At 66.4% G+C, this 26,576-nt stretch carries 19 protein-coding genes, 1 tRNA gene and 1 pseudogene; 8 read left to right on the forward strand and 13 right to left on the reverse strand.

The features are described 5' to 3' along the window. Window positions 1-61: 61 nt before the first annotated feature. From iscR to MYA_RS09320, 5 genes are all read right to left on the reverse strand, one after another. Window positions 62-601, reverse strand: a complete 540-nt coding sequence (iscR, locus tag MYA_RS09300) for a Fe-S cluster assembly transcriptional regulator IscR (RefSeq protein WP_011885415.1) — start codon at window positions 599-601, stop codon at window positions 62-64. 117 nt (window positions 602-718) lie between these two features. Next, a complete protein-coding gene (locus MYA_RS09305; protein WP_011885416.1) occupies window positions 719-1,201 on the reverse strand; it encodes a low molecular weight protein-tyrosine-phosphatase in 483 nt (160 codons plus the stop codon). A gap of 101 nt (window positions 1,202-1,302) precedes the next feature. Next, window positions 1,303-1,530, reverse strand: a complete 228-nt coding sequence (locus tag MYA_RS09310) for a hypothetical protein (protein ID WP_014723283.1) — start codon at window positions 1,528-1,530, stop codon at window positions 1,303-1,305. 127 nt (window positions 1,531-1,657) lie between these two features. Next, window positions 1,658-3,070, reverse strand: a complete 1,413-nt coding sequence (locus MYA_RS09315) for a lactate utilization protein B (protein WP_014723284.1) — start codon at window positions 3,068-3,070, stop codon at window positions 1,658-1,660. Between the two features lie 34 nt (window positions 3,071-3,104). Then, window positions 3,105-3,827: a (Fe-S)-binding protein gene (locus tag MYA_RS09320; RefSeq protein WP_011885419.1), complete on the reverse strand. Its 723-nt coding sequence runs from the start codon at window positions 3,825-3,827 to the stop codon at window positions 3,105-3,107. A 194-nt stretch (window positions 3,828-4,021) separates the two neighbouring features. On the opposite strand from MYA_RS09320, the gene MYA_RS09325 reads away from it, so the two are divergent. Next, the gene (locus tag MYA_RS09325) at window positions 4,022-4,831 is read left to right on the forward strand and encodes an IclR family transcriptional regulator (RefSeq protein WP_011885420.1); all 810 of its coding nucleotides are present in this window, start codon (window positions 4,022-4,024) and stop codon (window positions 4,829-4,831) included. A 103-nt stretch (window positions 4,832-4,934) separates the two neighbouring features. On the opposite strand, the gene pbpG is transcribed toward MYA_RS09325, so the two are convergent. Further along, entirely contained in the window at window positions 4,935-6,086 is a 1,152-nt protein-coding gene (gene pbpG / locus MYA_RS09330; protein WP_011885421.1) for a D-alanyl-D-alanine endopeptidase, read from the reverse strand. 653 nt (window positions 6,087-6,739) lie between these two features. Here pbpG and MYA_RS09335 point away from each other — a divergent pair. Continuing rightward, the gene (locus MYA_RS09335) at window positions 6,740-7,306 is read left to right on the forward strand and encodes a phasin family protein (protein WP_011885423.1); all 567 of its coding nucleotides are present in this window, start codon (window positions 6,740-6,742) and stop codon (window positions 7,304-7,306) included. 198 nt (window positions 7,307-7,504) lie between these two features. On the opposite strand, the gene lpdA is transcribed toward MYA_RS09335, so the two are convergent. The 4 genes and pseudogenes from lpdA to MYA_RS32575 form a co-directional block, all read right to left on the reverse strand. Continuing rightward, the gene (lpdA, locus tag MYA_RS09340; protein WP_014723287.1) at window positions 7,505-9,277 is read right to left on the reverse strand and encodes a dihydrolipoyl dehydrogenase; all 1,773 of its coding nucleotides are present in this window, start codon (window positions 9,275-9,277) and stop codon (window positions 7,505-7,507) included. A gap of 281 nt (window positions 9,278-9,558) precedes the next feature. Then, complete coding sequence (gene aceF, locus MYA_RS09345; protein WP_014723289.1) at window positions 9,559-11,211, reverse strand: dihydrolipoyllysine-residue acetyltransferase; 1,653 nt, start codon at window positions 11,209-11,211, stop codon at window positions 9,559-9,561. 70 nt (window positions 11,212-11,281) lie between these two features. Next, the gene (gene aceE / locus MYA_RS09350; RefSeq protein WP_011885426.1) at window positions 11,282-13,978 is read right to left on the reverse strand and encodes a pyruvate dehydrogenase (acetyl-transferring), homodimeric type; all 2,697 of its coding nucleotides are present in this window, start codon (window positions 13,976-13,978) and stop codon (window positions 11,282-11,284) included. 135 nt (window positions 13,979-14,113) lie between these two features. Then, window positions 14,114-14,331, reverse strand: a pseudogene (locus MYA_RS32575) (hypothetical protein); the annotation flags it as partial. Here MYA_RS32575 and fixL point away from each other — a divergent pair. From fixL to MYA_RS09370, 4 genes are all read left to right on the forward strand, one after another. Beyond that, window positions 14,251-16,767 carry an oxygen sensor histidine kinase FixL gene (fixL, locus tag MYA_RS09355; protein WP_011885427.1) on the forward strand — a complete coding sequence of 839 codons (2,517 nt, stop codon included), beginning with the start codon at window positions 14,251-14,253 and terminating at the stop codon, window positions 16,765-16,767. The pseudogene MYA_RS32575 and the gene fixL overlap by 81 nt on opposite strands. Then, on the forward strand, window positions 16,764-17,402 hold the full coding sequence (gene fixJ, locus MYA_RS09360; RefSeq protein WP_006493245.1) for an oxygen response regulator transcription factor FixJ: 639 nt from the start codon (window positions 16,764-16,766) through the stop codon (window positions 17,400-17,402). The genes fixL and fixJ overlap by 4 nt, the downstream gene beginning before the upstream one ends. Window positions 17,403-17,641: 239 nt before the next feature. Further along, window positions 17,642-18,496, forward strand: coding sequence for a bifunctional methylenetetrahydrofolate dehydrogenase/methenyltetrahydrofolate cyclohydrolase FolD (gene folD / locus MYA_RS09365; RefSeq protein ID WP_011885428.1), 855 nt, complete (start codon window positions 17,642-17,644; stop codon window positions 18,494-18,496). A gap of 294 nt (window positions 18,497-18,790) precedes the next feature. Further along, a complete protein-coding gene (locus tag MYA_RS09370; RefSeq protein ID WP_014723292.1) occupies window positions 18,791-20,878 on the forward strand; it encodes a M3 family metallopeptidase in 2,088 nt (695 codons plus the stop codon). A gap of 63 nt (window positions 20,879-20,941) precedes the next feature. Here the strand turns inward: MYA_RS09370 and dinB are convergent, their stop codons facing one another. Continuing rightward, window positions 20,942-22,348, reverse strand: a complete 1,407-nt coding sequence (gene dinB / locus MYA_RS09375) for a DNA polymerase IV (RefSeq protein WP_014723293.1) — start codon at window positions 22,346-22,348, stop codon at window positions 20,942-20,944. A gap of 180 nt (window positions 22,349-22,528) precedes the next feature. Between dinB and MYA_RS09380 the strand changes: the two genes are divergently transcribed. Continuing rightward, a complete protein-coding gene (locus MYA_RS09380; RefSeq protein WP_014723294.1) occupies window positions 22,529-23,221 on the forward strand; it encodes an aspartate/glutamate racemase family protein in 693 nt (230 codons plus the stop codon). Between the two features lie 82 nt (window positions 23,222-23,303). On the opposite strand, the gene MYA_RS09385 is transcribed toward MYA_RS09380, so the two are convergent. After that, a tRNA-Met gene (locus MYA_RS09385) sits at window positions 23,304-23,380 on the reverse strand. Between the two features lie 192 nt (window positions 23,381-23,572). Between MYA_RS09385 and xth the strand changes: the two genes are divergently transcribed. Next, on the forward strand, window positions 23,573-24,349 hold the full coding sequence (xth, locus tag MYA_RS09390; protein WP_059462111.1) for an exodeoxyribonuclease III: 777 nt from the start codon (window positions 23,573-23,575) through the stop codon (window positions 24,347-24,349). 30 nt (window positions 24,350-24,379) lie between these two features. On the opposite strand, the gene MYA_RS09395 is transcribed toward xth, so the two are convergent. Then, on the reverse strand, window positions 24,380-26,524 hold the full coding sequence (locus tag MYA_RS09395) for a prolyl oligopeptidase family serine peptidase (RefSeq protein ID WP_011885433.1): 2,145 nt from the start codon (window positions 26,522-26,524) through the stop codon (window positions 24,380-24,382). Window positions 26,525-26,576: the final 52 nt, after the last annotated feature.

Consider the following 26,576-nt stretch of genomic DNA (forward strand, 5'->3'; position numbering starts at 1 on the left):
GGATTCTGTGCAGGGACTATGTGCGTTATGGGTGTGCGGGGTGCGCGGTGGTGTACAACGCTCACGAACTCGCGATGTTGAACACCGAATTCGGGCCGAGCGGCATCGTGCGAACCGGCTCGGCCGGCGCGGCGGCCGGCTCGGGCGTACGCCGGTCGCGCAGCACGGCCGGCGCGCCCTCGCGGGCGCGCTGCTGATCGACGAGATCCTGCAGCGAAACCGAATCGAGGTACTCGACCATCTTCTGGTTCAGCGTCGACCACAGCTCGTGCGTCATGCAATGACCGTCGGGCTGCTTCGAGCCGTCGCACGCGCCCTTGCCGCCGCATTGCGTCGCGTCGAGCGGTTCGTCGACCGCGATGATGATGTCGGCGACGGTGACGTCCTGCGCGCGGCGCGCGAGGTTGTAGCCGCCGCCCGGGCCGCGCACGGATTCGACGATTTCATGCCTGCGCAGCTTGCCGAACAGCTGTTCGAGATACGAGAGCGAAATCCGCTGGCGCTGGCTGATGCCTGCAAGCGTCACCGGGCCCTGCTCCTGGCGCAGTGCCAAGTCAATCATCGCCGTGACGGCGAAACGGCCTTTGGTGGTGAGTCTCATGGTGTCTAGGGGACTGCAATCTTGACGATTTTGGTCAAGTATAAATATTTGACGTTTTTAGTCAAGTATCCATGTCTTCGAAAGGGTATTCGCAGAACGCTGAATACGGGTCGCGCTTCAGCGTGCGACGTCGCGACGCAGCGTGTCGAGCAGGCCCGCGCAGGCGTGTTCGACCTGATCGAGCACCTGTTCGAAGCCGTGTGCGCCGCCGAAGTAAGGATCGGCCACTTCGGTGGCGGTCGCGCCCGGCGCGAATTCCATCAGCAGCCGCACCTTGTCGCGATGCCGGGGCGGGCAGCGCCGGCGCAGTTCCGCGAAATTGGCTTCGTCCATCGCGAGCAGCAGGTCGAACGCTTCGAAGTCGGCCGCACTCACCTGCCGCGCGCGCAACGTCGAAAGATCGTAGCCGCGCGTGCGGGCGGCCGCCTGTGCGCGCGTGTCGGGCGGCTCGCCGACGTGCCAGTCGCCGGTGCCGGCCGAATCGACCGCGATCCGATCAGCCAGCCCGGCCGCGTCGATCTGATGACGCATCACGCCTTCCGCGGTGGGCGAACGGCAGATATTGCCCAGACAAACGAAACAGATCGCAACGCGGGTCATCGCACTATCGGAAAGCCGCGGCAAGCCGCGTCGGAGAGGAACGCGCCATTATACAAAGGCGCACGAAATCGCGCCGCGGCGCAAAGCGCCGGCCGCCTGTCCTACAGCGCCTTCGGCGCGGCGAGCATCGCGTCGCCGGACGCGCCCGAGATCGGCTTCGCGGCGTCGTCGACCAGGCCGAACGACACGGCGCGCGCGAGTTCCGCCGACGCCTGATGCACGGCGAGCGGGCCCCGCGACGGTTCGTCGCTCATTGCGTGCAGATAGGCGGCCGCGGCGAGCGGAACGACGATTGCCAGCGGCCAGTACATCGATATTGTCTTTCTCATGATGCGGCTCCTTGACCTGATGTCCCGAAACCCGGTTTCGGTGACGATTAGCAAGATTCTATAGACCGCATCTATCAAGATAAATATGCGAATAGCGAACGCACTGTTGTCGCTCGATGAACAGTCCTCAGCCGAGATGGCTTTGCGACGCGGCGTACAGTTCGCGGAACGTGCGGCCGGTCGGCGTCGGCATGTCGCGGGTGTCCATCCAGCCGCCCATCATCGGCAGGCGGCGCAGCGTCCCGCCGCTGCCGCCCAGGCGCTCGAGGATGCGCACCGCGAGCTTGGTCGTCAGCGCGTACAACATCGGGCGCCGCGCGAAGAAGCCCCACGCGGCGAGCCCCGCGCGCTCGCGCCACGGCCGCAGATGGCGCTCCACCTGCTTCTCGCGCAACGTGCGCAGCAGGTGCGACAGCGGGATGCCGGCCGGGCACACGCTGTCGCATTCGCCGCACAGCGTCGCGGCCTGCGGCAGGTCGAGCGCGCGATCGATGCCGACGTAGCTCGGCGTCAGCACCGAGCCCATCGGGCCCGGATAGACCCAGCCGTACGCGTGGCCGCCGACCTTCTGGTAGACCGGACAGTGGTTCATGCACGCGCCGCAGCGGATGCAGCGCAGCATCTCCTGGAATTCGCCGCCGATCAGCCCCGTGCGGCCGCCGTCGACGAGCACCACGTAGTTGTGCTCGGGGCCGTCCTCGTCGCCGGGGCCGCGCGGGCCGGTGAGCAGCGAGAAATAGTTCGAGGTCTTCTGCCCGGTGGCCGAACGCGGCAGCAGGCGCATCGCGGTCGCGAGATCCTCGAGCGTCGGGAGCACCTTCTCGATGCCGGTCACCGCGACGTGCACGCGCGGCATCACCGTACACATCCCTTCGTTGCCTTCGTTCGTGACGACCGCGACCGAACCCGTCTCGGCGATCACGAAGTTGCCGCCCGTCACGCCCATGTCGGCCGACATGAAATGCGGACGCAGCACGTCGCGCGCCTCGCGCGTCATGTCGGTGATCTCGGTCAGCCGCTCGCGGTGATGCGTGCGCGCGAACAGGTCGGCGATCTCGTCCTTGTCCTTGTGGACGACGGGCGCGATGATGTGGCTCGGCGGCTCGTTGTCGTTGATCTGCAGGATGTATTCGCCGAGATCCGTCTCGATCGACTGCACGCCCATCTCGGCGAGCACCGCGTTCAGACGCATCTCCTCGGACACCATCGACTTCGTCTTGATGACCTTCTTGACGTCGTGCCGGCGCGCGATGTCGGCGACGAGCCGCGCGGCGTCCGCGGTCGTTTCGGCGTACAGCACCGTCGTGCCGCGCCGCGTCGCCTCGCGCTCGAACGCCTCGAGCCACACGTCGAGATTCTCGAGCGCACGATTGCGGCGCGTCTTCAGCGCGGCGCGTGTCGCCGGGAAGTCGATCGCGGTCATCGCGTCGGCGCGTGCCGACACGAATTTCGTCGACAGCTTCTTCAGGTTCTGCTGCAGACGCTGGTCGGCGAGTTTCTGGCCGGCGCGCGCCTTGAAATGCATCGATTGGACTTGCATCGCGGGATCGGGAAAAAGTGAGCGGAACCGGGCGTCAGACGTCGCCCGCCAGCACTTGCGCGATGTGCAGCACGCGCGTGTCGCGGTCGCCGGTGCGGCGCAACCGCCCTTCGATGTTCAGCATGCAGCCGAGATCGCCGAGCACGACCGCGCCGGCGCCGGACGCGCGCACGTTCGCGCATTTTTCGTCCGCGATGGCCGCCGAAATGTCGCCGTACTTGACCGAGAACGTGCCGCCGAATCCGCAGCAGTGCTCGCAGTCCTTCATCTCGTTGATCGCCACGCCGCGCTGCGCGAGCAGCGCGCGCGGCTGCGCCTTGACGCCGAGCTCGCGCAGGCCGGAGCACGAGTCGTGATAGGTGACGGGGCCGGTGAATTCGCCGGGCGCGAGCGTGACCTTCGCGACGTTCGCGAGAAAATCGGTGAGTTCGTAGACCTTCTGCTGGAGTCGCCCGTAGCGCGCCATCAGTTCGGGATCGTCGCGGAACAGGTCGCCGTAATGCGCGCGGATCATTCCGCCGCACGAACCCGACGGCGCGACCACGTAATCGAACTGCTCGAACTCGCGCAGCGTCTTCTCAGCGAGGTCGCGCGCGAGCGCGCGGTCGCCGGAGTTGTACGCCGGCTGCCCGCAGCAGGTTTGCGCAGGCGGCACGAACACCTCGTAGCCGGCTTCGCGAATCAGTTTCAGCGCCGAAAAACCGATTTCCGGACGCATCAGATCGACCAGACAGGTCACGAACAAACCGACTCGCATACATGCTCCTTCGAGAAAACGGGTCTCATTATCCGCCGTTTGGCCGGCAAGACCAACGCCGGCGCGCACGCCGTAACCGGCCCGCCGGAAACGAGGGGTTCCTCGAACGGCGTTCGCTTTTTTCACGATACGAGATACAATCGACGCAACCCGCTTGATGCGTCAACCGATTCTCCGCCGATTTTTCCGCCGATATGACCCAACCCACCCCGGATTCCAAAACCTCGATCCAGGTGATCGAACGGATGATGCGGCTGCTGGACGCGCTCGCCGCGCACAGCGACCCCGTCAGTCTGAAGGAACTCGCGCAACGCACGGAACTGCATCCGTCGACCGCGCACCGCATTCTCAACGACATGGTGACCTGCCGCCTCGTCGACCGCTCCGACCCCGGCACCTACCGGCTCGGCATGCGGCTGCTCGAGCTCGGCAACCTGGTGAAGGCGCGGCTGTCGGTACGCGACGCCGCGCTGATGCCGATGCGCGAGCTGCATCGCCTCACCGGCCAGACGGTGAACCTGTCGGTGCGCCAAGGCGACGAAATCGTCTACATCGAGCGCGCCTACTCGGAACGCTCGGGGATGCAGGTGGTCCGCGCGATCGGCGGCCGCGCGCCGCTGCACCTGACGTCGGTCGGCAAGCTGTTTCTCGCCGCCGACGAAACCGCGCGTGTGCGCGCCTATGCGACGCGCACCGGGCTGTCCGGCCACACGCAGAACAGCATTACCGACATCGCGAAGCTCGAACGCGAGCTGGCCATCGTGCGCCAGCAATCGTGCGCGCGCGACAACGAAGAGCTGGAACTCGGCGTGCGCTGCATCGCCGCGGGCATCTACGACGACTCGGGCAAGCTGGTGGCCGGCCTGTCGCTGTCGGCCCCGGCCGATCGCCTGCAGGACGCGTGGCTCGGCCAGTTGAGCCGCACCGCGCTGACGATCTCCGAGGCGCTCGGCTACCGCCCGGCGCCCGCGAAAGAGACGGAAGGACTGCAGCGGCAGGCGTAATCCGCGCCGCGCCGACGGCTGCAACGAAAAAGCCCCGCGATTGCATCGCGGGGCTTTTTCGTTGTTGGGACATCGGTGCGGCAGGCCGGCCGCCGCAGCGCGATCAGGTGCCGCCGTTCGGCGTATTGGCTGCCGTGAGCCGCTCGCCGCCGCCGGCGTCGAGCCAGTTGCGCAGGCGCGACGCGTCGGCAAAGCGCGAATACTTGCCGAACGAATCGAGCAGCACCATCACCATCGGGCGGCCGTGGATCGTCGCCTGCATCACCAGACACTCGCCGGCTTCGTTGATAAAGCCGGTCTTCTGCAGGCCGATGTCCCACGAGCCATTGCCGCGAATCAGCGCGTTCGTGCTGTTGTAGACCAGCGTGCGCTTGCCGGTGTTCACGTCGTACGTACGGTCGGTCGAGAACTGGCGGATCAGCGGATACTGGTACGCGGCGTTGACCATCTTGACGAGGTCGCGTGCGCTCGACACGTTCGAACTCGACAGGCCCGTCGAATTCTCGAAGTGCGTGTCGTTCATGCCGAGCGACTTCGCCTTCGCGTTCATCGCCGCGATGAACGCCGGGCGGCCGCCCGGGTAATAGCGCGACAGCGCCGCGGCGGCACGGTTCTCCGATGCCATCAACGCGATGTGCAGCATGTCCTCGCGCGACAGGACCGAGCCGACCGACAGGCGCGAGCCCGTGCCCTTCTCGTAGTCGCGGTCTTCGTCGGTGACCTCGATCTGGTCGGTCATCGGCGCCTTCGAGTCGAGCACGACCATCGCAGTCATCAGCTTCGAGATCGACGCGATCGGCACGACGGCGTGCGAATTCTTGTCGAACAGCGGCTCGCCGGTGTTCTGGTCGACGACGTACGCGACGCTCGAGCGCAGCGCGAGCGCGTCGGGCGTGTCGTGCAGGCCGAATGCCTGGCCGACCGTCGGACGGCGCGGCTGGAACGCGACCTTGCGCACCGCGCCGTGATGGCCGCGCACGTTGGCCGCGAGCGTCGCCCGCTTGCGCGTGGCGCGCGGCGCTTCGGCCGACGCGACGTTCGCGGATTTGGCGGAGGCGGCCTTCACCGTCTTCTTCTTCGCGGACGAAGCGGAAGCGGCTTTCTTGGCGGCCTGGTGGGTCTTCGCAGTGGCAGCGACGGCGTCAGCGGGCGCGACGGTCGCGGCAGTCGCGAGCAACGCGACGGCGACCGACACAGCCGTGCCGAGCGTCATGCTCTGCAACAATCTGCGCGGTGAAAACGATTCGGCTTTCATTGGGGTCTGGACAAAGCGGGCGGGAGGTTTCCGCAAGTGTAGTTAAAGCTGAAAAAAAGAGCAATATTAGGCACTTACCGATCGTCTTTAAACCGGAATGTAAGGGTCGACCATGATGCGTCGATCGATCCTCCCGCCCCCATCGAAAAAATTCATGGGCCGCGCTGCCCGACAGTACCCGCCTCCCGATAACCACACGGTTAATTGAGATAACGTCACTTTGGCGACAAATTAAAGCGGGGAAAGTACGGATCCGGCGCTCGGCGGGCCAATGGCATCGGTTTCAACCACGGCGGCGGCACGTCGCCATGGTACGCATCGAAACGACGCGCTTTTCGACCGGAACAGAAGCATAACGTTCCAGGTGCCTGTCAGGTTTACCTGTGCTTGCCGATGGTGCACTGCGCGCTGCCGGGGCAGGCCGCGCAACATGTGGGATTGCGACTGAAATCGGTTCCGGACGGGCGAGTTAACTCGTTGTTTTATAGATAATTTGTCCCCATTGTGCAATGCACAAAAAGTGCTTGACAAGACTTTTCTGTGCCCTAAAATAGGACTCATTGTTGCGTTGCACAAAGCACGTCAACACGAAGTTCCCCGTCGTAGTGCCCTTTATCCCTGCGATCGACGCGATCGCTTTTCAGGAGCTTGACATGTCCTTGCTGACCCCCGAGCAAATCGCCGCCGCACAGAAAGCCAATCTCGAAAGCCTGTTCGGTCTGACGACCAAGGCGTTCGAAGGCGTCGAAAAGCTGATCGAACTGAACCTGCAGGTCGTGAAGTCGACGCTGACGGAAAGCCAGGAAAACGCACAGCGCCTGCTGTCGGTTAAGGACGCGCAGGAGCTGATCGCGCTGCAGGCAAGCCTGTCGCAGCCGGTTGCCGAGAAGGTGCTGTCGTACAGCCGTCACCTGTATGAAATCGCGTCGGCTACGCAAGCCGAGTTCGCGAAGGTTGCCGAAGCGCAATTCGACGAGCAGAACAAGAAGGTCCAGGCGCTCGTCGACAACGTCGCGAAGAACGCGCCGGCCGGTTCGGAAACCGCGGTTGCCGCGCTGAAGTCGGCGCTGAACGCAGCAAACACCACGTACGAAACGGTCCAGAAGGCTGCGAAGCAAGCCGTCGAGATCGCCGAGACGAACTTCAACGCCGCTGCTGCAGTCGCGACGAAGGCTGCGACCGCCGCCGCATCGCGCCGTTCGAGCAAGCCGGCCGCGTAAGCGTCAGCTGCTCCGGGAAAGGCCGCGCACTGCGCGGCCTTTTTCATTTTCGGCAGCGGATTCGCGCGTGTGCCCGCGTTCGGCGTTGGCGTGACGCTGCGCCCGCACGAGACAGAACAAAACAAAACGCCGCCGCCCGGTACGACCGGACGGCGGCGTTTTTTCGCGACCGGCGCGAGGCCGGTCGTTAAGGCTGCGTCACTTCTTGCGTTGCGGCGGCAAATCCGTGCAGACGCCTTCATACAATTCGGCGGCCATGCCGACCGATTCGCCGAGCGTCGGGTGCGGGTGAATCGTCTTGCCGATGTCTTCCGCGTCCGCGCCCATTTCGACCGCGAGACACACTTCGCTGATGAGGTCGCCCGCGTTCAGGCCGACGATGCCGCCGCCGATCACGCGATGGGTTGCCTCGTCGAAGATCAGCTTCGTGAAGCCTTCGTCGCGGCCGTTCGCGATCGCGCGGCCCGACGCGGCCCACGGGAACACCGCCTTGCCGTACTTGATGCCTTCGGCCTTGCACTGATCTTCCGTCTTGCCGGCCCATGCCACTTCCGGATCGGTGTATGCCACCGACGGAATCTGCAGCGCGTCGAAGTACGCCTTTTCGCCGTGCGCGGCTTCGGCTGCGACGTGGCCTTCATGCACGGCCTTGTGCGCGAGCATCGGCTGCCCGACGATATCGCCGATCGCGAAGATGTGCGGCACGTTCGTGCGCATCTGCTTGTCGACGTCGATGAAGCCGCGCTCGGTGACCGCGACGCCCGCCTTGTCCGCGCCGATCTTCTTGCCGTTCGGGCTGCGGCCCACCGCGACGAGCACGAGGTCGTAGCGCTGCGCTTCCGCGGGCGCCTTCTCGCCTTCGAACTTCACGTAGATGCCGTCTTCCTTCGCTTGGGCGCCGACCGTCTTGGTCTTCAGCATCACGTTGCCGAAGCGCTTCGCGTTGAACTTTTCCCAGACCTTCACGAGATCGCGGTCGGCGCCCATCATCAGGCCGTCCATCATTTCGACGACGTCGATCTCGGCACCGAGCGTCGAGTACACCGTCGCCATTTCGAGGCCGATGATGCCGCCGCCGATCACGAGCATCCGCTTCGGCAGCTGGCGCAGCTCGAGTGCACCGGTCGAATCGACGACGCGCGGGTCTTCCGGCATGAAGGGCAGCTTCACCGCCTGCGAGCCGGCGGCGATGATGGCCTGCTTGAACTTGACGACCTTCTTGCCGTTGTCGCCCTGCACTTCCATGTGGAACGCGTCGACGAATGCGCCGATGCCGGTCACGACTTCGACCTTGCGCGCCTTCGCCATGCCGGCGAGGCCGGTGGTCAGTTTCTTGACGACGCCGCCCTTGAAGTCGCGCAGCTTGTCGAGGTCGACTTGGGGCTTGCCGAACGTGATGCCGTGCGACGCGAGCGCTGCGGCTTCCTCGACGACGAGCGCCGTGTGCAGCAGTGCTTTCGACGGGATGCAGCCGACGTTCAGGCATACGCCGCCGAGTGTCGAATAGCGTTCGACGAGTACCGTCTTCATGCCGAGGTCGGCGGCGCGGAATGCGGCCGAGTAGCCGCCGGGGCCGGCGCCGAGCACGAGCATGTCGCATTCGATGTCGGCTGAGCCGCCGTAGCTGCCGGCTTGCGGCGCGGGTGCCGAGGCGGCAGCGGCCGGAGCCGGCGCAGCCGCTGCGGGCTTCGGCGCGTCGGGTGCTTTCGCGGGTGCCGGCGCGGCTGCGCCTGCCGATGCTTCGACGAGTGCGATCACGGTGCCTTGCGAGACTTTGTCGCCGGCTTTGACTTTGATTTCCTTGACGGTGCCGGCGATGTCGCTGGGCACTTCCATGGATGCCTTATCGGATTCGAGCGTGAGGAGCGTTTGCTCTTTTTCGATCACGTCGCCGGGTTTGATGTTGACTTCGATGACATCGACGCCGCTGAAATCGCCGATATCTGGAACTTTGACTTCGATGAGACTCATGTACGTCCCCTTCTTGTTGGCTACGGAGAGAGGGAATGGAAACTCGCGCGACGAACCGGCCACGGCCTGACAAGAGAACGCGAACCTGGGCAGAACCACCTTTGCTGTCCGCCCAAGGACGCGCCTTTCTTTTGGTTACTTTTCTTTGGAAGACAAAGAAAAGTGACCGCCGCCCCGCGCAGGGGCGACGCCAGCAGACCGCATGCAAAACAGGTTCAACGACAGTACGGGGCGCACCGACAAAAACGAAAAACGCACGCCCCCGCGAGCCCCTCTTCTCATCAAAGAATGATGCGACGGAAATCCGCGAGCAACGCGCCGAGATACGCATTGAACCGCGCGGCTTCGGCGCCATCGATCACGCGATGGTCGTACGACAGGGAAAGCGGCAACGTCAACCGCGGCACGAACTGCTTGCCGTCCCACACCGGCTTCATCTGCCCGCGCGACAACCCGAGGATCGCCACTTCCGGCGCGTTGATGATCGGCGTGAAGTGCGTGCCGCCGATCCCGCCGAGCGACGAGATCGAGAAGCAGCCGCCCTGCATCTGGTCGGGCTTGAGCTTGCCGTCGCGCGCGGCCTTCGACAGCTCGGCCATTTCCTTCGCGATGTCGACGAGGCCCTTCTTGTCCGCATCGCGGATCACCGGCACGACGAGACCGTTGGGCGTGTCGGCCGCGAACCCGATGTGGTAGTACTGCTTGAACACCAGGTTGTCGCCGTCGAGGCTCGCGTTGAAGGTCGGGAATTTCTTCAGCGCGGCCACCACTGCCTTGATCACGAACGCGAGCATCGTGAACTTCACGCCCGCCTTCTCGTGCTCCTTGTTCAGCTGCACGCGCAGCGCTTCGAGCTCGGTGATGTCCGCTTCGTCGTTGTTCGTGACGTGCGGGATCATCACCCAGTTGCGATGCAGGTTCGCGCCCGAGATCTTCTTGATGCGCGACAGCGGCTTCGCCTCGAACGGGCCGAACTTCGCGAAGTCGACCTTCGGCCACGGCAGCAGGTTCAACTCGCCGCCGCCTGCCGGCGCGGCTGCCGCGCCCGGCGCCGCGCGCTGGCCCGACATCACGCCCTTCACGAAGCCCGTGATGTCGTCCTTGGTGATGCGCCCCTTCGGGCCGCTGCCCGGCACGCGCGCGACGTCGACGCCGAGCTCGCGCGCGAACTTGCGCACCGACGGCGACGCGTGGCTCGCGCGGTATTCGCCCGACGGGGCGGCAGCCGGCGCAGCAGCGGCCGGTGCCGATGCTGCCGGTGCGGGCGCAGGCGCTGCCGCCGGTGCCGGTGCAGCGGCGGCCGGAGCCGGCGCGCTCGCCGGCGCAACGGCCGGTGCAGCCGCACCTGCCGCTTCGAGCAGCACGATCAGCGTGCCTTCCGACACCGCATCGCCGACCTTGACCTTGATGTCCTTCACGACGCCAGCGGCCGGGCTCGGCACGTCCATCGTCGCCTTGTCCGACTCGAGCGTGACGAGCGACTGCTCTTTCTCGACGGTGTCGCCGATCTTCACGCCGATCTCGATCACCGGGACGTCCTTGTAGTCGCCGATGTCGGGCACCTTCACTTCGAGCGTACCGCCCGACGCAGCCGGCGCAGCAGCCGGCGCAGCAGCCGGTGCAGCGGCAGCGGGCGCAGCAGCCGGCGCCGGCGCGGCGGCCGCTGCCGCGGCGCCGTTCGCCTGCGCGGCCGCGCCGCCTTCGAGAAGGATGATCAGCGTGCCTTCCGACACGGCGTCGCCGACCTTGACCTTCACTTCCTTGACCGTGCCGGCTGCCGGGCTCGGCACGTCCATCGTCGCCTTGTCCGACTCGAGCGTGACGAGCGACTGCTCGGGCTCGACCGTGTCGCCCACCTTGACGAGCACCTCGATGACGGGCACGTCCTTGTAATCGCCGATATCCGGCACCTTCACTTCGATCGCTTGACTCATCTTTTTGTGTCTCCATGGCCGCGCGCGCCCCTCCCGGAAGCGGCGCGCGGCGTCACACGGCGCGTGTGCGTTAAACGGTCATCGGGTTGGGCTTCGACGGATCGAGGTTGTACTTGGCGATCGCGTCCGCGACCACCTTGCGCTCGATCGTGCCTTCGTCGGCAAGCGCGTTCAGCGCTGCGACGGCGACCCAGTAACGGTCGACTTCGAAGAAGTGACGCAGCTTCGCGCGGGTGTCCGAACGACCGAAGCCGTCGGTGCCCAGCACGACGAAGCGGCGATCGATCTGGCCGCGGATCTGGTCGACCAGCGCGCGCACGTAGTCGGTCGACGCGATGACCGGACCTTGCGTGTCCTTCAGGCACTTCTGCACGTGCGACAGGCGACGCTCCTCGGTCGGATGGAGCAGGTTCCAGCGCTCGACGTCGTGACCTTCACGCGCGAGTTCGGTGAAGCTCGGCACGCTCCACAGGTCGGCCGCGACGCCCCAGTCGTTCTTCAGCAGATCGGCGGCGGCGATCACTTCGTTGAAGATCGTGCCCGCGCCGAGCAGCTGCACGCGCGGCGCCTTCTTGTCGGCCTCGGCCTTGCGGAACGCGTACATGCCCTTGATGATGTCGGCCGCCACGTGCTCGCCCTGCGGAATCGCCGGGTGCTCGTAGTTCTCGTTCATCACCGTGACGTAGTAGTACACGTCTTCCTGTTCCTGCACCATGCGGCGCAGGCCGTCCTGGATGATCACCGCGAGTTCGTAGCCGAACGTCGGGTCGTAGCTCACGCAGTTCGGCACCGATGCGGCCCACAGCAGCGAGTGGCCGTCTTCGTGCTGCAGCCCTTCGCCGTTCAGCGTCGTGCGCCCGGCCGTGCCGCCGAGCAGGAAGCCGCGCGAGCGCATGTCGCCAGCCGCCCAGGCCAGATCGCCGATCCGCTGGAAGCCGAACATCGAATAGAAGATGTAGAACGGCACCATGATCTCGCCGTGCGTCGAATACGACGTCGCCGCCGCGATCCAGTCGCACATGCCGCCCGCTTCGTTGATGCCTTCCTGCAGGATCTGGCCGGTCTTCGATTCCTTGTAGAACATCAGCTGGTCGGAATCTTCCGGCACGTACTTCTGGCCGTCCTGGTTCCAGATGCCGATCTGGCGGAACAGCCCTTCCATGCCGAACGTACGCGACTCGTCCGGGACGATCGGCACGACGCGCTTGCCGAGCGCCTTGTCCTTCAGCAGGATATTCAGGATCCGCACGAACGCCATCGTCGTCGAGATCTCGCGGCCCTCGCCCGTGCCCTTGAGCAGCGGCTCGAACGCGTCGAGCGCCGGCACCGGCAGCGACGTCGCCTTCTGGCGGCGGTGCGGCAGATAGCCGCCGAGCTCCATGCGCTTCTGGCGCATGTATTCGAGTTCCTTCGAGCCTTCCTCGAACTTGATGTACGGCACGTCGGCGATCTGCTCGTCGGTGATCGGCAGGCGGAACTGATCGCGGAACTTCTTCAGTTGCTCGACCGGCAGCTTCTTCTGCTGGTGCGTGATGTTCATCGCCTGGCCCGACTCGCCCATCCCGTAGCCCTTGATGGTCTTCGCGAGGATGACGGTCGGCGCGCCCTGCGAGTTGCTCGCCTCGTGGAACGCCGCGTAGATTTTGTGCGGATCGTGACCGCCGCGGTTCAGCGCCCAGATGTCGTCGTCCGACCAGTCGGCGACGAGCGCCTTCAGCTCGGGCGTGTTGAAGAAGTGCTCGCGCACGTAGGCGCCCGACTCCGACTTGTACGTCTGGTATTCGCCGTCGACCGCTTCCATCATGCGGCGCATCAGCGCGCCCGTCTTGTCGCGCGCGAACAGCGCATCCCAGCGGCTGCCCCAGATCACCTTGATCACGTTCCAGCCGGCGCCGCGGAACTCCGATTCGAGCTCCTGGATGATCTTGCCGTTGCCACGCACCGGGCCGTCGAGGCGCTGCAGGTTGCAGTTGATCACGAACACGAGGTTGTCGAGCTTTTCGCGGCTCGCCATGCCGATTGCGCCGAGCGATTCCGGCTCGTCCGTCTCGCCGTCGCCGAGGAACGCCCAGACCTTGCGGCCGGCCGTCTGCGCGATGCCGCGCGATTCCAGGTACTTCATGAAGCGCGCCTGGTAGATCGCCATGATCGGGCCGAGGCCCATCGACACCGTCGGGAACTGCCAGAAGTCGGGCATCAGCCACGGGTGCGGGTACGACGAGATGCCGTTGCCGTCGACTTCCTGACGGAAGTTGTCGAGCTGTTCTTCCGACAGGCGGCCGAGCAGGAACGCGCGCGAGTATACGCCGGGCGACGAGTGGCCCTGGACGAACACGAGATCGCCGCCGTGCTGGTCGGACGCCGCGTGCCAGAAGTGGTTGTAGCCGACGTCATAGAGGGTCGCGGCCGATGCGAACGACGCGATGTGGCCGCCGACGTTCGTGTCCTTGCCTGCGCGCAGCACCATCGCCAGCGCGTTCCAGCGCGTGTACGAACGGATGCGGTGCTCGATGTCCTGGTCGCCCGGAATCTTCGCCTGGGCTTCGACCGGAATCGTGTTGATGTACGGGGTGTTCGCGGAGAACGGCAGGTGTTCGCCGTGCATGCGCGCGAATTCGATCTGCTTTTCGATCAGGTAGTGCGCGCGGCCGGTGCCCACGGAGGAGATCACGCCGTCGAGCGACTCGAGCCATTCGACGGTTTCTTGCGGATCGTCGTCACGCTCGGCGGCGACGTATTTCATCACTTCGTTCGGTACAGCGGACATTCTCGTCTCCTGGGTCCTGGAATGTGAGGATCGCTCTCGTGCAGACGACGCGTCGCGGCCGGCTGCGGGCAAGCTCGACGGATTGTAATGAGCGCCTACGGCCGCGCGCAACAAAATTTTCGAATTGTGAGATCTTTTCTCGTAATGCGGAATATTGTTGCGGCGCACCCATGCGTCGGGGCTCGGCGGCACGCGCGGCGCGCACAAATTCGTTTCCGCTCAACATATCCGGTATGGGTTTTCCATGTATTGCGCTGCGCTACAATCCTGCCATGTTGACCGATCGGCTTTTCGCACGCTCGGCGCGACCGTCGGGCCCGCCGGCGGAGTCGCAGCCGTCCCGCTGGCACCACGGACCGTGGTGGTCGAACTCCTATCTGCTGACGCCGCTGCTGTCGATCCTCGTGTTCCTCGTGGTGATGAGCCTGATTTTATGGAGCCTCAATCGCCGCGAACAGCAGCAGCAGGAAGACACGCTGTTCCGTAACGTCGCGTGGGCGCAGCAGCAGATCCGCCTGTCGATGACGGGCGCGCAGGAGCAGTTGCAGGCGCTGTCGCGCGATCTCGCATCCGGCCGCCTCGACCAGAACGCCTTCCAGATGGCCGTCGCGGACGTGATGCAGACCCATCCGGAAATCCTCTATCTGAACTGGTACACGGCGCCCGGCGTGCAGCGCTGGCCGACCGTGCATCCGCCGCTGCTCGGCCAGCGGCTCGCGAAGCCCGGCGACGCGCAGATGGAAGACGCCGTGCGCGGCGCCTACGACGAAGCGCGCAGCACGCGCCGCCAGGCCTATTCGCCGCTGATCTACGACGACTTCGGCAACGGCTTCATCACGCTGCAGACGCCCGTGATGCGCGGCGATCGCGAATACCTCGGCTCGATCGCCGCGGTGTTCTCGGTCGAAGGGATCCTGAAGCACGACATCCCGCAGGAGCTGTCGTCGAAGTACAAGATCTCGATCACCGACTCGAACAATCGCGAGCTGTCGTCGACGTCGACGCGCCCGCGCCTGCCGCGCGACTCCCACTACGACCTGCCGCTCGACCCGCCCGGCCAGGGGCTGACCGTGCGCGTGTACGCGTTCCCGCAGCTGACGAACCTCACCAACAACACGCTCGTGTGGCTCGTGGCCGGCCTGTCGTGCTTCGTGCTGTGGAGCCTCTGGAGCCTGTGGAAGCACACGCGGCAGCGCTTCGAGGCGCAGCAGGCGCTGTACGCGGAAGCGTTCTTCCGCCGCGCGATGGAGAACTCGGTGCTGATCGGCATGCGCGTGCTCGACATGCACGGCCGCATCACCCACGTGAACCCGGCGTTCTGCCGGATGACCGGCTGGGATGAAAGCGATCTGGTCGGCAAGGTCGCGCCGTTCCCGTACTGGCCGCGCGACGCCTACCCGGAAATGCAGCGCCAGCTCGACATGACGCTGCGCGGCAAGGCGCCGAGCTCGGGCTTCGAGCTGCGCGTGCGGCGCAAGAACGGCACGCTGTTCCATGCGCGCCTGTACGTGTCGCCGCTGATCGACAGCTCGGGCCGGCAGACCGGCTGGATGTCGTCGATGACCGACATCACCGAGCCGAAGCGCGCACGCGAGGAGCTCGCGGCCGCGCACGAACGCTTCACGACGGTGCTCGAAAGCCTCGACGCCGCCGTGTCGGTGCTGGCCGCGGACGAGGCCGAGCTGCTGTTCGCGAACCGCTACTACCGCCACCTGTTCGGCATTCGCCCGGACGGCCATCTCGAGCTGTCGGGCGGCGGCTTCGATCGCGCGCAGGCATCGTCCGACTCGATCGACATGGTCGACGCCTTCGCCGGCCTGCCGGCCGCCGCGCTGACCAACAGCACGGCCGACGCGCAGGAGGTCTACGTCGAGAGCATCCAGAAGTGGTTCGAGGTGCGCCGCCAATACATCCAGTGGGTCGACGGCCACCTCGCGCAGATGCAGATCGCGACCGACATCACGACCCGCAAGAAGGCGCAGGAACTCGCGCACCAGCAGGAAGAGAAACTGCAGTTCACGAGCCGATTGATGACGATGGGCGAAATGGCGTCGTCGATTGCTCACGAATTGAATCAGCCGCTCGCCGCGATCAACAACTATTGCTCGGGCACGCTCGCGCTCGTGAAGAGCGGCCGCAGCACGCCCGAGACGCTGCAGCCGGCGCTCGAGAAGACCGCGCAGCAGGCATTGCGCGCGGGGATGATCGTCAAGCGGATTCGCGAATTCGTGAAGCGCAGCGAGCCGAAGCGCCAGCCGGCGCGCGTCGCGGACATCGTCGCCGATGCGGTCGGGCTCGCCGAAATCGAGGCCAGGAAGCGCAGGATCCGGATCGTCACGGAAATCCTCGCAAGAATGCCTATTATTTATGTCGACCCCGTGCTGATCGAGCAGGTGCTCGTGAACCTGATGAAGAACGCGGCCGAGGCGATGGCCGACGTGAAGCCGGCGTCGGCGGACGGCGTGATTCGCGTCGTCGCCGACATCGACGCGGGCTTCGTCGACATCCGCGTGATCGATCAGGGCCCGGGCGTCGACGAAGCGACCGCCGAGCGCCTGTTCGAACCGTTTTACAGCACCAAGTCCGACGGCATGGGCATGGGGCTGAACATCTGCCGTTCGATCATCGAATCGCATCGGGGGCGTCTGTGGGTGGTCAACAATGTCGAACCGGACGGCCGCATTTCCGGCGCGACATTCCACTGCAGCCTGCCCATTGGGGAACCCGCTGATCTCGCCCAAGGGGGGCGCGAGTCATCGGCATCACATACCGTCACGGGAGAACTATGAATAGCCCTGTTACCACCACTCAGGAAACCGTCTTCGTCGTCGACGACGACGAGGCCGTACGGGACTCGTTGCGCTGGCTGCTGGAGGCGAACGGCTATCGCGTGCAGTGCTTCTCGAGCGCCGAGCAGTTCCTCGATGCATACCAGCCGGCGCAGCAGGCCGGCCAGATCGCATGCCTGATCCTCGACGTGCGGATGTCGGGCATGAGCGGCCTCGAGTTGCAGGAACGCCTGATCGCCGACAACGCCGCGCTGCCGATCATTTTCGTCACCGGTCACGGCGACGTGCCGATGGCCGTCTCGACGATGAAAAAGGGTGCGATGGACTTTATCGAGAAACCGTTCGACGAAGCCGAGCTGCGCAAGCTCGTCGAGCGGATGCTCGACAAGGCCCGAAGCGAAAGCAAGAGCGTGCAGGAACAGCGTGCCGCGAGCGAGCGCCTGTCGAAGCTGACGGCGCGTGAGCAGCAGGTGCTCGAGCGGATCATCGCCGGCCGCCTGAACAAGCAGATCGCCGACGATCTCGGCATCAGCATCAAGACGGTCGAAGCGCACCGCGCGAACATCATGGAGAAGCTCAACGTCAACACCGTGGCCGATCTGCTGCGCCTCGCGCTGTCGAAAAAGCAGGCCTGACGTTGCGCACGGCCGTCGGGCGCCCGCCCGGCCGCCTCGCCGTTCCCTCGCGCCGCGCGCTGCGCCCCACTCGCGCGGCACGGCCGGGCGCCTCCTCCCGGGGCGCCGGCCCCGCCGTCATGACGCTTTCCTTGTATTCACTGTCGGACGACGGCAGGCGAACGGTATAATTGCGTGCTTTGCTGCGGCGCTTCGCGCGCCGCACGACCGCATTCCAACTTCCCGGCAGGACCACCACCATGACAGCCCTCCTCATCGACGGCAACGCCCTCTCGAAGACCTTGCGCGCGCAGGCCGCCGAACGCGCCGCCGCCCTGACCGCACGCGGCCACCAGCCCGGTCTCGCGGTGATCCTCGTCGGCGCGAACCCGGCGAGCGAAGTCTACGTGCGCAACAAGATCAAGGCGTGCGAGGACAACGGCTTCTTCTCGCTGAAGGACGCCTACCCGGACACGCTGTCGGAGGCCGACCTGCTCGCGCGCATCGACGAGCTGAACCGCGACCCGAAGATCCACGGGATCCTCGTGCAACTGCCGCTGCCCGCGCATATCGACAGCCACAAGGTGATCGAGGCGATCGCGCCGGAGAAGGACGTCGACGGCTTTCACGTCGCGAACGCCGGCGCGCTGATGACCGGCAAGCCGCTGTTCCGCCCGTGCACGCCGTATGGCGTGATGAAGATGTTCGAGGCGCACGACATCCCGCTGCAAGGCGCGAACGCGGTCGTGATCGGCCGCTCGAACATCGTCGGCAAACCGATGGCGATGCTGCTGCTCGAAGCCGGCGCAACGGTGACGATCTGCCACAGCAAGACGCGTGACCTCGCCGCGCACACGCGGCAGGCCGACATCGTCGTCGCCGCGGTCGGCAAGCGCAACATCCTGACGGCCGACATGGTCAAGCCGGGCGCGACGGTGATCGACGTCGGCATGAACCGCGACGACGCAGGCAAGCTGTGCGGCGACGTCGACTTCGCCGGCGTGAAGGACGTGGCCGGCCACATCACGCCGGTGCCGGGCGGCGTCGGCCCGATGACCATCACGATGCTGCTGATCAACACGATCGAAGCCGCCGAGCGCGCAGCCACGGCCTGAGCGCCGCGCGCTCGCGCCCGCCCCTTCTGCCGCCGCGCATTCGCGCGCCGGCATCTCCCCGGCCGCGGCCATGCCCGCGGCCGTGTCAGCACCGCGCCGCCGCGCCCGCACCGCCGCCGCTCGTCGCGTGTCGTCACAATCCGACCCCGCGCCGCCGCCCGCACGCAATCGCATCGTTAGAAACTAACGATTGGAAACCGCGCCGTGCGCCCCAATAATGTCGGTATCGAGCGCCGCCGCAGCGCGCCCCACCCTTTTCACTCCGGTTCATCCGGCAACAGACAGGGAGTCTTAATGTCCGCCAGCGCCAATACCAATCCGCTCCTCGATTTCTCCGGCCTGCCCCGTTTCGGCGAGATCCGCCCGGAACACGTGACGCCCGCCCTCGACGTATTGCTGGCCGCCGCCAACCGCGCGGTCGACACCGCCAGCGCAAGCGAGACGCCGGCGACCTGGGCTGCGATCGTCGAGACGGTCGAGCAGGCGACGGAGCCGCTCGGGCGCGCGTGGGGCGTCGTCGGCCACCTGAACGCGGTCGCCGATACGCCCGAACTGCGCGCCGCGTACGGCGAAAATCTGCCGCGCGTGACCGAGTTCTGGTCGAGCGTCGGCCAGAACCTCGCGCTGTACGAAAAGTACAAGGCGATCGCGGCGGGCGCCGAATACGCGACGCTGTCCGCCGAACGCAAGAAGATCCTCGATAACGCGCTGCGCGATTTCCGCCTGTCGGGCGCCGAGCTGCCCGAAGATCAAAAACCGCGCTTCGCGGAACTGCAGGAGCAGCAGGCAGCGCTGTCGAAGGCGTTCTCCGATCATGTGCTCGACGCGACCAACGCGTATGCGTATTTCGCGCAGGACGAAGCCGAACTGGCCGGGCTGCCGGGCGACGCGATCGAGGCGGCCCGCGAAGCCGCGCAGAAGGACGGCAAGGAAGGCTGGAAATTCACGCTGCACTTCCCGTCGTACTTCCCGGTGCTGCAATACGCCGAGAACCGCGCGATGCGCGAAACGATGTACCGCGCCTATGCGACGCGCGCGTCGGAACTCGGGCCGCAGTACGGCGGCGGCAAGGCCGAGTGGGACAACACGGCGATCGTCGCCGACGAGCTGAAGCTGCGCCGCGAAGAAGCGCAGATGCTCGGCTACCGCAACTTCGCCGAAGTGTCGCTCGCGCCGAAGATGGCCGAATCGCCGCAGCAGGTGATCGCCTTCCTCGAGGATCTCGCAACGCGTGCGCGCCCGCACGCGGAGAAGGACTGGGACGAATTGCGCGCGTTCGCCGCGAAGGAGCTCGGGTTCACCGAGCTCGCGCCGTGGGACGTCGCGTTCGCGGCCGAGCGCCTGCGCCAGCAGCGCTACGCGTTCTCGGAGAACGAAGTCAAACAGTACTTCCCGGAACCGGCAGTGCTGAAGGGCCTTTTCACCGTCACCGAAACGCTGTTCGGCGTACGGATCAAGCCGGACGATGCGCCGGTCTGGCACAAGGACGTGCGCTTCTTCCGCGTCGAGAACCGCGACGGCTCGCTCGTCGCGCAGTTCTATCTCGACCTGTACGCACGCGAAGGCAAGCGCGGCGGCGCGTGGATGGATGACGCGCGTGCGCGCGCGAAGCGCGACGGCGCCGTGCAGACGCCGGTCGCGTACCTCACCTGCAACTTCTCGGCGCCCGTCGGCGGCAAGCCCGCGTGCTTCACGCACGACGAAGTGATCACGCTGTTCCACGAATTCGGCCACGGGCTGCATCACATGCTCACGCGCGTCGACGAGCTGGGCGTGTCGGGCATCAACGGCGTCGAATGGGACGCGGTCGAGCTGCCATCGCAGTTCATGGAGAACTTCTGCTGGGAATGGGACGTGCTGTCGTCGATGTCGTCGCACGTGGAAACCGGTGCCGCGCTGCCGCGCGAGCTGTTCGACAAGATGATCGCCGCGAAGAACTTCCAGAGCGGGCTCGGCACGCTGCGGCAGATCGTGTTCTCGATGTTCGACATGCTGCTGCACGTCGACTTCGACCCGGCCGGCGCGACCGGCGTGAACGCCTTCGCGCGCGAGATCAACGAGCGCTACCACGTGATCCCGCAGGCGGCCTTCTCGCGCTGGCCGAACACGTTCAGCCACATCTTTGCGGGCGGCTATGCGGCTGGCTACTACAGCTACAAGTGGGCCGAGGTGCTGTCGGCCGACGCGTATGCGGCGTTCGAGGAAGCAGCCGCCGAAAGCGGCAGCGTGCTCGACGCGACGACCGGCACGCGCTATCGCCGCGAGATCCTCGAAGTGGGCGGCAGCCGTCCGGCGATGGATTCGTTCAAGGCGTTCCGCGGCCGCGAGCCGGAAATCGACGCGCTGCTGCGTCACAACGGTATGGCAGCGCCCGCGCAGTGATCGCGCGTTGCCGGGCGGTTCGCCCGGCGACTTCGGCAGGCACCGCTTCGGCGGTGCTTTTTTTTATTGTGCGGGCGTTGGACCGGATGGCTCGGCGGCCGGGTTTGAACCGCTGGTCGGGGCGTCGGTTCGGGCGTTCGTTGAATGGTCGGCTGGGTCATTGGTTGACTCTGCAGTTGAGCCCTCGGCCGGATCCTCGATTGACGCGCCGGCTGCGTTCTCGGTCGGCTCCTCAGTTGACTCCTCGGCTGGGTCCTCGTTCGACTCCTCGGTCAACTCCTCAGCTGCCGCATCGGCGCCCCCCTCAACCGACTCATCCACTGCATCGCCGAACAGCGAGAACTGCCCATGGCGCTCGGCCGTGTTCTCGTCGATGCGCACGCCGACGCCTAATAACCGCACGGCCTGCGCGCGCCGCTGCAGCCCCTTCGCGAGCAACGCGACGGCCGTCTGCGCATTCGTCGCGTCGGCCACGCATTCGACCGTCGTGCGCTGGAAATCGGCGAAACGGATCTTCACGTACAGCTTGCGGATCGATCGCGCGGCGCCCGCGCGCGCAATGCGCGCATCGAGCTGCTCGACGAGACGGCGGATCTCCTGCGCGCATTGCTCGAGCGTCGTCAGGTCGGTCACATAGGTCGTCTCGACGCTGACCGACTTGCGCTCCTGATCGGCCTGCACCGGCCGCTCGTCGATGCCCCGCGCGAGCTGGTACAAACGCCGGCCGAACGCGCCGAACTCGCGATGCAGATCGATCAGCGACCAGTCGCGCAATTGCGCGCAGGTCTGGATGCCGAGCCGGTCGAGGCGCGTGGCCGTCACCTGCCCGACGCCGTGCAGCTTGCGCACCGGCAGCGCCGCGACGAACGCATCGACCTCGTGCGGGCGCACGACGAACAGCCCGTCGGGCTTGTTCCAGTCGGACGCGATCTTCGCGATGAACTTGTTCGGCGCGACGCCCGCCGACACCGTCACGCCGACCGTCTCGTACACGCGCTGACGGATCTCCCGCGCAATCAGCGTCGCGCTGCCGTGGCACAGCTCGGAGCCACTCACGTCGAGATACGCCTCGTCGAGCGACAGCGGCTCGACGTCGCGCGTGTAGTCGCGATAGATCGCCATGATCTGCTGCGACGCCGCGCGGTACTTGTCCATCGCGGACGGCAGGATCAGCAGGTCCGGGCACTTGCGCATCGCGAGCGCCGACGACATCGCCGAATGCACGCCGTAGCGCCGCGCCTCGTAGTTGCAGGTCGCGATCACGCCGCGCTGATCGGGCCGGCCGCCGACGGCGAGCGGCCGATTGCGCAGCGACGGATCGTCGCGCATCTCCACCGATGCGTAAAAGCAGTCGCAATCGCAATGGATGATCTTGCGCACGCGCGGCGGCGCGTCGCCAGGCGGCGGCAGGTGCGAATCGGCAGGCTCGGGAGTGGTCGGCTTCACGGTGCCGATACTGTACAAAAACACAGTGACCGTTTCAACTGCCGCGTGCTGCCACGTACCGGCGAATGCGGACAGTCCGACGCGGCGCCGACCCAGCTCGGCCAGCGGCGCCGTACCGGTCGGCTGCGCACGGATCGTACCGCCGCGCGCGCCGGTCGGCCCCTATACTCGTGCGCCACGACAGATGAAACGCAAAGGTGACGAATGAAGACGATCGGCCTGATCGGCGGGATGAGCTGGGAATCGTCGGCGGAGTACTACCGGATGATCAATCGCTATTCGAAGGCATTGCACGGCGGCCATCACAACGCCAAGAGCGTGCTGGTCACGGTGGACTTCGCGGAGATCGAGGCGCTGCAGCGCGCGCAGGACTGGCGCGCGCTCGGCGAACGGATGGCCGACGCCGCACGCCGGCTCGAAGCGGCCGGCGCCGACCTGATCGTGCTGACGACCAACACGATGCATCGCGTGCACGACGCGATCGAAGCGGCGGTGACGCTGCCGTTCCTGCACATCGCGGACCCGACCGGCAACGCGCTGCGCGCCGCGGGCGTCGAGCGCGTCGCGCTGCTCGGCACGCGCTACACGATGGAGCTGCCGTTCTATGCGCAGCGGCTGCGCGACCGGTTCGGGCTCGACGTGCGGGTGCCGGACGAACCGGCGCGCGCCGACGTGCACCGGATCATCTACGACGAGCTGTGTCACGGCCGGATCGACGCGCAGTCGCGCGCGACCTATGTCGCGATCATCGACGAACTCGCGCGACGCGGCGCGCAGGCGGTCATACTGGGCTGTACGGAAATCACACTGCTGATCGGCGACGCAGACTCGCCGCTGCCGGTGTTCGACACGACCACGCTGCATGCGAAGGCGGCGGTCGAGTGGGCGGCAGGCTGAAAACAAAAAACCCGGCACGGGGCCGGGTTCCTGTCGACGAAGCGCGCATCGGTCAGTTGCGCTGCACATCGTCTGGTGTGCTTGGTTGCGGGGGTAGGATTTGAACCTACGACCTTCGGGTTATGAGCCCGACGAGCTGCCAGACTGCTCCACCCCGCGTCAGAGAAATAAATTATAGGGTGAGGAAGCACTTACGTCAACACTTTTGTCACAATTTATTGGCTGGGCCCCAATATCGCGAGGCTCGCGACGTGCACGGGATGCGCTGCCGATCGCGTGTTGCACGCGTTCGCGCGCCGCGCTCGCGGTAAGATGGCGGCCTTCGAATCCATGCCGCCCGCCTTCCCGTTCATGAAAATCGCCACCTGGAACGTCAACTCGCTCAACGTCCGCAAACAGCATGTGCTCGACTGGCTCGCGCAAAGCGGCGCCGACGTGCTGTGCCTGCAGGAGCTGAAGCTGCCGGACGAAAAATATCCGCGCGCCGATCTCGAGGCCGTCGGTTACCGCAGCTGGTTCACGGGCCAGAAGACGTATAACGGTGTCGCGATCCTCGTGCGCGACACGCTGGCCGTCGACGAATCGGACGTCGTGCGCAACATTCCCGGCTTCGACGATCCGCAGCAGCGCGTGGTCGCCGTGACGGTCGAGGGCGTGCGCATCGTGTCCGCGTATTTCCCGAACGGCCAGGCGCCGGACTCCGACAAGTTTCTCTACAAGATGCAGTGGCTCGACGCGCTGCATGCGTGGCTCGGCGCCGAGCTGCAGCGCTATCCGAAGCTCGCGCTGCTCGGCGACTACAACATCGCGCCGGAAGATCGCGACGTGCACGACCCCGCGAAATGGGAAGGCCAGAACCTGGTGTCGCCGCAGGAGCGCGCGCACTTCGCGAAGCTGCTCGAGCTCGGCTTCGTCGACGCGTTCCGGCGCTTCGAGCAGCCCGAGAAGACCTTCACGTGGTGGGACTACCGGATGTTCGCGTTTCGCCGCAACGCCGGGCTGCGCATCGACCACATTCTCCTCTCGCCGGCGCTCGCGGCCACCTGCACGTCGTGCGAAGTCGACCGCGTGCCGCGCACGTGGGAGCAGCCGTCCGATCACACGCCGGTCGTCGCGGTCGTGGGCTGAGGCCGCTGGCCTGCCGCCCCGCCCGCTCGCTCAGCCGCGCGCGGGCGCCGGCCCCAGATGCGCCCACAGGAAGCCGAATTCCGCCGCATCGGATTCGGCCCGCTCCAGATCGTCGGCGCTGCCGTGGCCGCCGTCGGTGTTCTCCCAGTACCACACGCGCTCGTGCCCGAGCGCGTGCATGCGCGCCGCCATCTTGCGGGCATGCGCCGGATGCACGCGGTCGTCGCGCGTCGACGTCGTCAGCAGCAGCGGCGGATAGACGACGCCGTCGCGCACGCGGTGATACGGCGAATAGGCGGCCAGCGCCGCGCCCTCGCGCGGATCGTCCGGGTCGCCGTACTCGTCGAGCCAGGCGGCGCCCGCATGCAGTTTCGGATAACGCCGCATGTCGAGCAGCGGCACGCGGCACAGCACCGCGCCGAACAGTTCGGGACGCTGCACCATGCACGCGCCCACCAACAGGCCGCCGTTGCTGCCGCCTTCGATGCCGAGCTGCGCCGCGGTCGTCACGCCGGTGCGGACCAGGTCCTCGGCTACCGCGATGAAATCGTCGAACGAACGCTGCCGATGTTCGCGCTGCGCGTCGACGTGCCAGCGCGGCCCGAATTCGCCGCCGCCGCGGATGTGCGCGAACACCGCGACGCCGCCGCGCTCGAGCCACGCGATGCCGAGTGCGTCGCTGTAGCCCGGCAGGTTCGGAATCGCGAAGCCGCCATAGCCTGACAACAGACACGGCCGCGCGACGCGCGTGCCGCCATCGCCGCCATCATCACGGTTGGCTGCCTCGACGGCATCGCGCGGCCCGATCAACGTGTACGGCACGATCGTGCCGTCGCGCGAGCGCGCATTCGCGCGCCGCACGACGAGCCCTGCCGCATCGAAGCGCACCGGCGGCCGGTCGAGCAGCACGCGGCGCGCTTGCGCATCGGCCGCGCGATCGGCGAGATCGGCCAGCCAGCATTCGGGTGGATCGAGATAGGTGTCGACGTCCACGTACACGTCGTCGTTCAGCGTCGACTCGACCGGCTCGACGTCGATCTGCGCATCGCGCGGCCAGTCGAACGCATGCGCGTCCCACGTCCATTCGCCGCCTTCGCCGCCGTCGCTGCCCTCGCCCTTGCGCGGCGTCCACAGCATCGTGCGGTTGTGCACGTCGTCGAGCCAGCTCGCGATCAGCATCGTGCGCGTGTGGGTCCACGTGCACGCCGACGTCGATGCTTGCGGCGCGAACAGCGTCGTGAATTCGCGCGAGCCGGCGAGAAACGCGTGCTCGCGAATCGCGAGCAGCGAGCCGCCCGCATGCCGTACGCCGCCGCAGTCCCAGTCGAGCCGCGGCTCCAGCACCAGCCAGCCTTCCCAGAAGCCGACCTCGACGTGCGTCGGCACGTCGTAGCGCGCCCATTCGCCCGCCTCGGTGAGCCGGTACGCATGCGCGTCGAAGAAGTCCACGCTGCGCCATGCGACATGGCGGCCGTCGATCGGATCGAACCATGCGCCCGCGCTGATGTCGTCCGGTTCGCCGCGAAACACGATGGGCGCGTCGGCGAGCGGCGTGCCGCGCACCCAGCGGCGCGCATCGTACGGATAGCCGGCCGCGGTCGCATGCGCTTCGCCGCGATCCCAGCTCACGTAGACGGTGTCGCGATCGATCCAGCCGACGGTGTGATGCCCTGGCTCGTCGATCGTGAAGCCGCCGTCGACGAAGCGGCGCTGCACCAGATCGAATTCGCGCACGACGACCGCGTCCGCGCCGCCCGGCGACAGCGACACGAGTGCGCGGTCACCGTCCGGATAGAGGATCGCGTCCTGCTCGAACACCCACGATTCGCCCTCTTGCGCGCCGAGCGCGTCGACGTCGAGGAGCGTTTCCCAATCGGGCCGGCCGGCGCGCCAGTCGTCCCAGCGCGCGCGGCGCCACAGCCCCTTCGGGTGCTGATCGTCCTGCCACAGGTCGTACGCCCATTCGCGCCAGCGGGTCGGAATCACCGGCCGCTCGCGCGGCAGGTAGGCCTGCGCGAGCCGCGCGGTCAGCGTGCGGTAGCCGTCGTCGTCACGCAGCGCAGCACGCGTGCGCGCGTTCTGCTCGTCGACCCACGTGCGGGCGCGCTTGCTGTCGAGCGCTTCGAGAAATCGGAAAGGATCGGCCCCGGCGGGCCAGCGAAAGGAATCGGACATGACGGGCGTGCGCGTGACGGCAAACCGCGATTATGTCCGATCGCGGCATGCG

The organism is Burkholderia sp. KJ006 (genome assembly GCF_000262695.1).
Taxonomy (GTDB): domain Bacteria; phylum Pseudomonadota; class Gammaproteobacteria; order Burkholderiales; family Burkholderiaceae; genus Burkholderia; species Burkholderia vietnamiensis.

Coding starts and splice junctions, on each gene's coding strand:
- iscR (WP_011885415.1), bottom strand. CDS start 601: ATGAGACTCACCACCAAAGGCCGTTTCGCCGTCACGGCGATGATTGAC.
- MYA_RS09305 (WP_011885416.1), bottom strand. CDS start 1,201: ATGACCCGCGTTGCGATCTGTTTCGTTTGTCTGGGCAATATCTGCCGT.
- MYA_RS09310 (WP_014723283.1), bottom strand. CDS start 1,530: ATGAGAAAGACAATATCGATGTACTGGCCGCTGGCAATCGTCGTTCCG.
- MYA_RS09315 (WP_014723284.1), bottom strand. CDS start 3,070: ATGCAAGTCCAATCGATGCATTTCAAGGCGCGCGCCGGCCAGAAACTC.
- MYA_RS09320 (WP_011885419.1), bottom strand. CDS start 3,827: ATGCGAGTCGGTTTGTTCGTGACCTGTCTGGTCGATCTGATGCGTCCG.
- MYA_RS09325 (WP_011885420.1), top strand. CDS start 4,022: ATGACCCAACCCACCCCGGATTCCAAAACCTCGATCCAGGTGATCGAA.
- pbpG (WP_011885421.1), bottom strand. CDS start 6,086: ATGAAAGCCGAATCGTTTTCACCGCGCAGATTGTTGCAGAGCATGACG.
- MYA_RS09335 (WP_011885423.1), top strand. CDS start 6,740: ATGTCCTTGCTGACCCCCGAGCAAATCGCCGCCGCACAGAAAGCCAAT.
- lpdA (WP_014723287.1), bottom strand. CDS start 9,277: ATGAGTCTCATCGAAGTCAAAGTTCCAGATATCGGCGATTTCAGCGGC.
- aceF (WP_014723289.1), bottom strand. CDS start 11,211: ATGAGTCAAGCGATCGAAGTGAAGGTGCCGGATATCGGCGATTACAAG.
- aceE (WP_011885426.1), bottom strand. CDS start 13,978: ATGTCCGCTGTACCGAACGAAGTGATGAAATACGTCGCCGCCGAGCGT.
- fixL (WP_011885427.1), top strand. CDS start 14,251: ATGTTGACCGATCGGCTTTTCGCACGCTCGGCGCGACCGTCGGGCCCG.
- fixJ (WP_006493245.1), top strand. CDS start 16,764: ATGAATAGCCCTGTTACCACCACTCAGGAAACCGTCTTCGTCGTCGAC.
- folD (WP_011885428.1), top strand. CDS start 17,642: ATGACAGCCCTCCTCATCGACGGCAACGCCCTCTCGAAGACCTTGCGC.
- MYA_RS09370 (WP_014723292.1), top strand. CDS start 18,791: ATGTCCGCCAGCGCCAATACCAATCCGCTCCTCGATTTCTCCGGCCTG.
- MYA_RS09380 (WP_014723294.1), top strand. CDS start 22,529: ATGAAGACGATCGGCCTGATCGGCGGGATGAGCTGGGAATCGTCGGCG.
- xth (WP_059462111.1), top strand. CDS start 23,573: ATGAAAATCGCCACCTGGAACGTCAACTCGCTCAACGTCCGCAAACAG.
- MYA_RS09395 (WP_011885433.1), bottom strand. CDS start 26,524: ATGTCCGATTCCTTTCGCTGGCCCGCCGGGGCCGATCCTTTCCGATTT.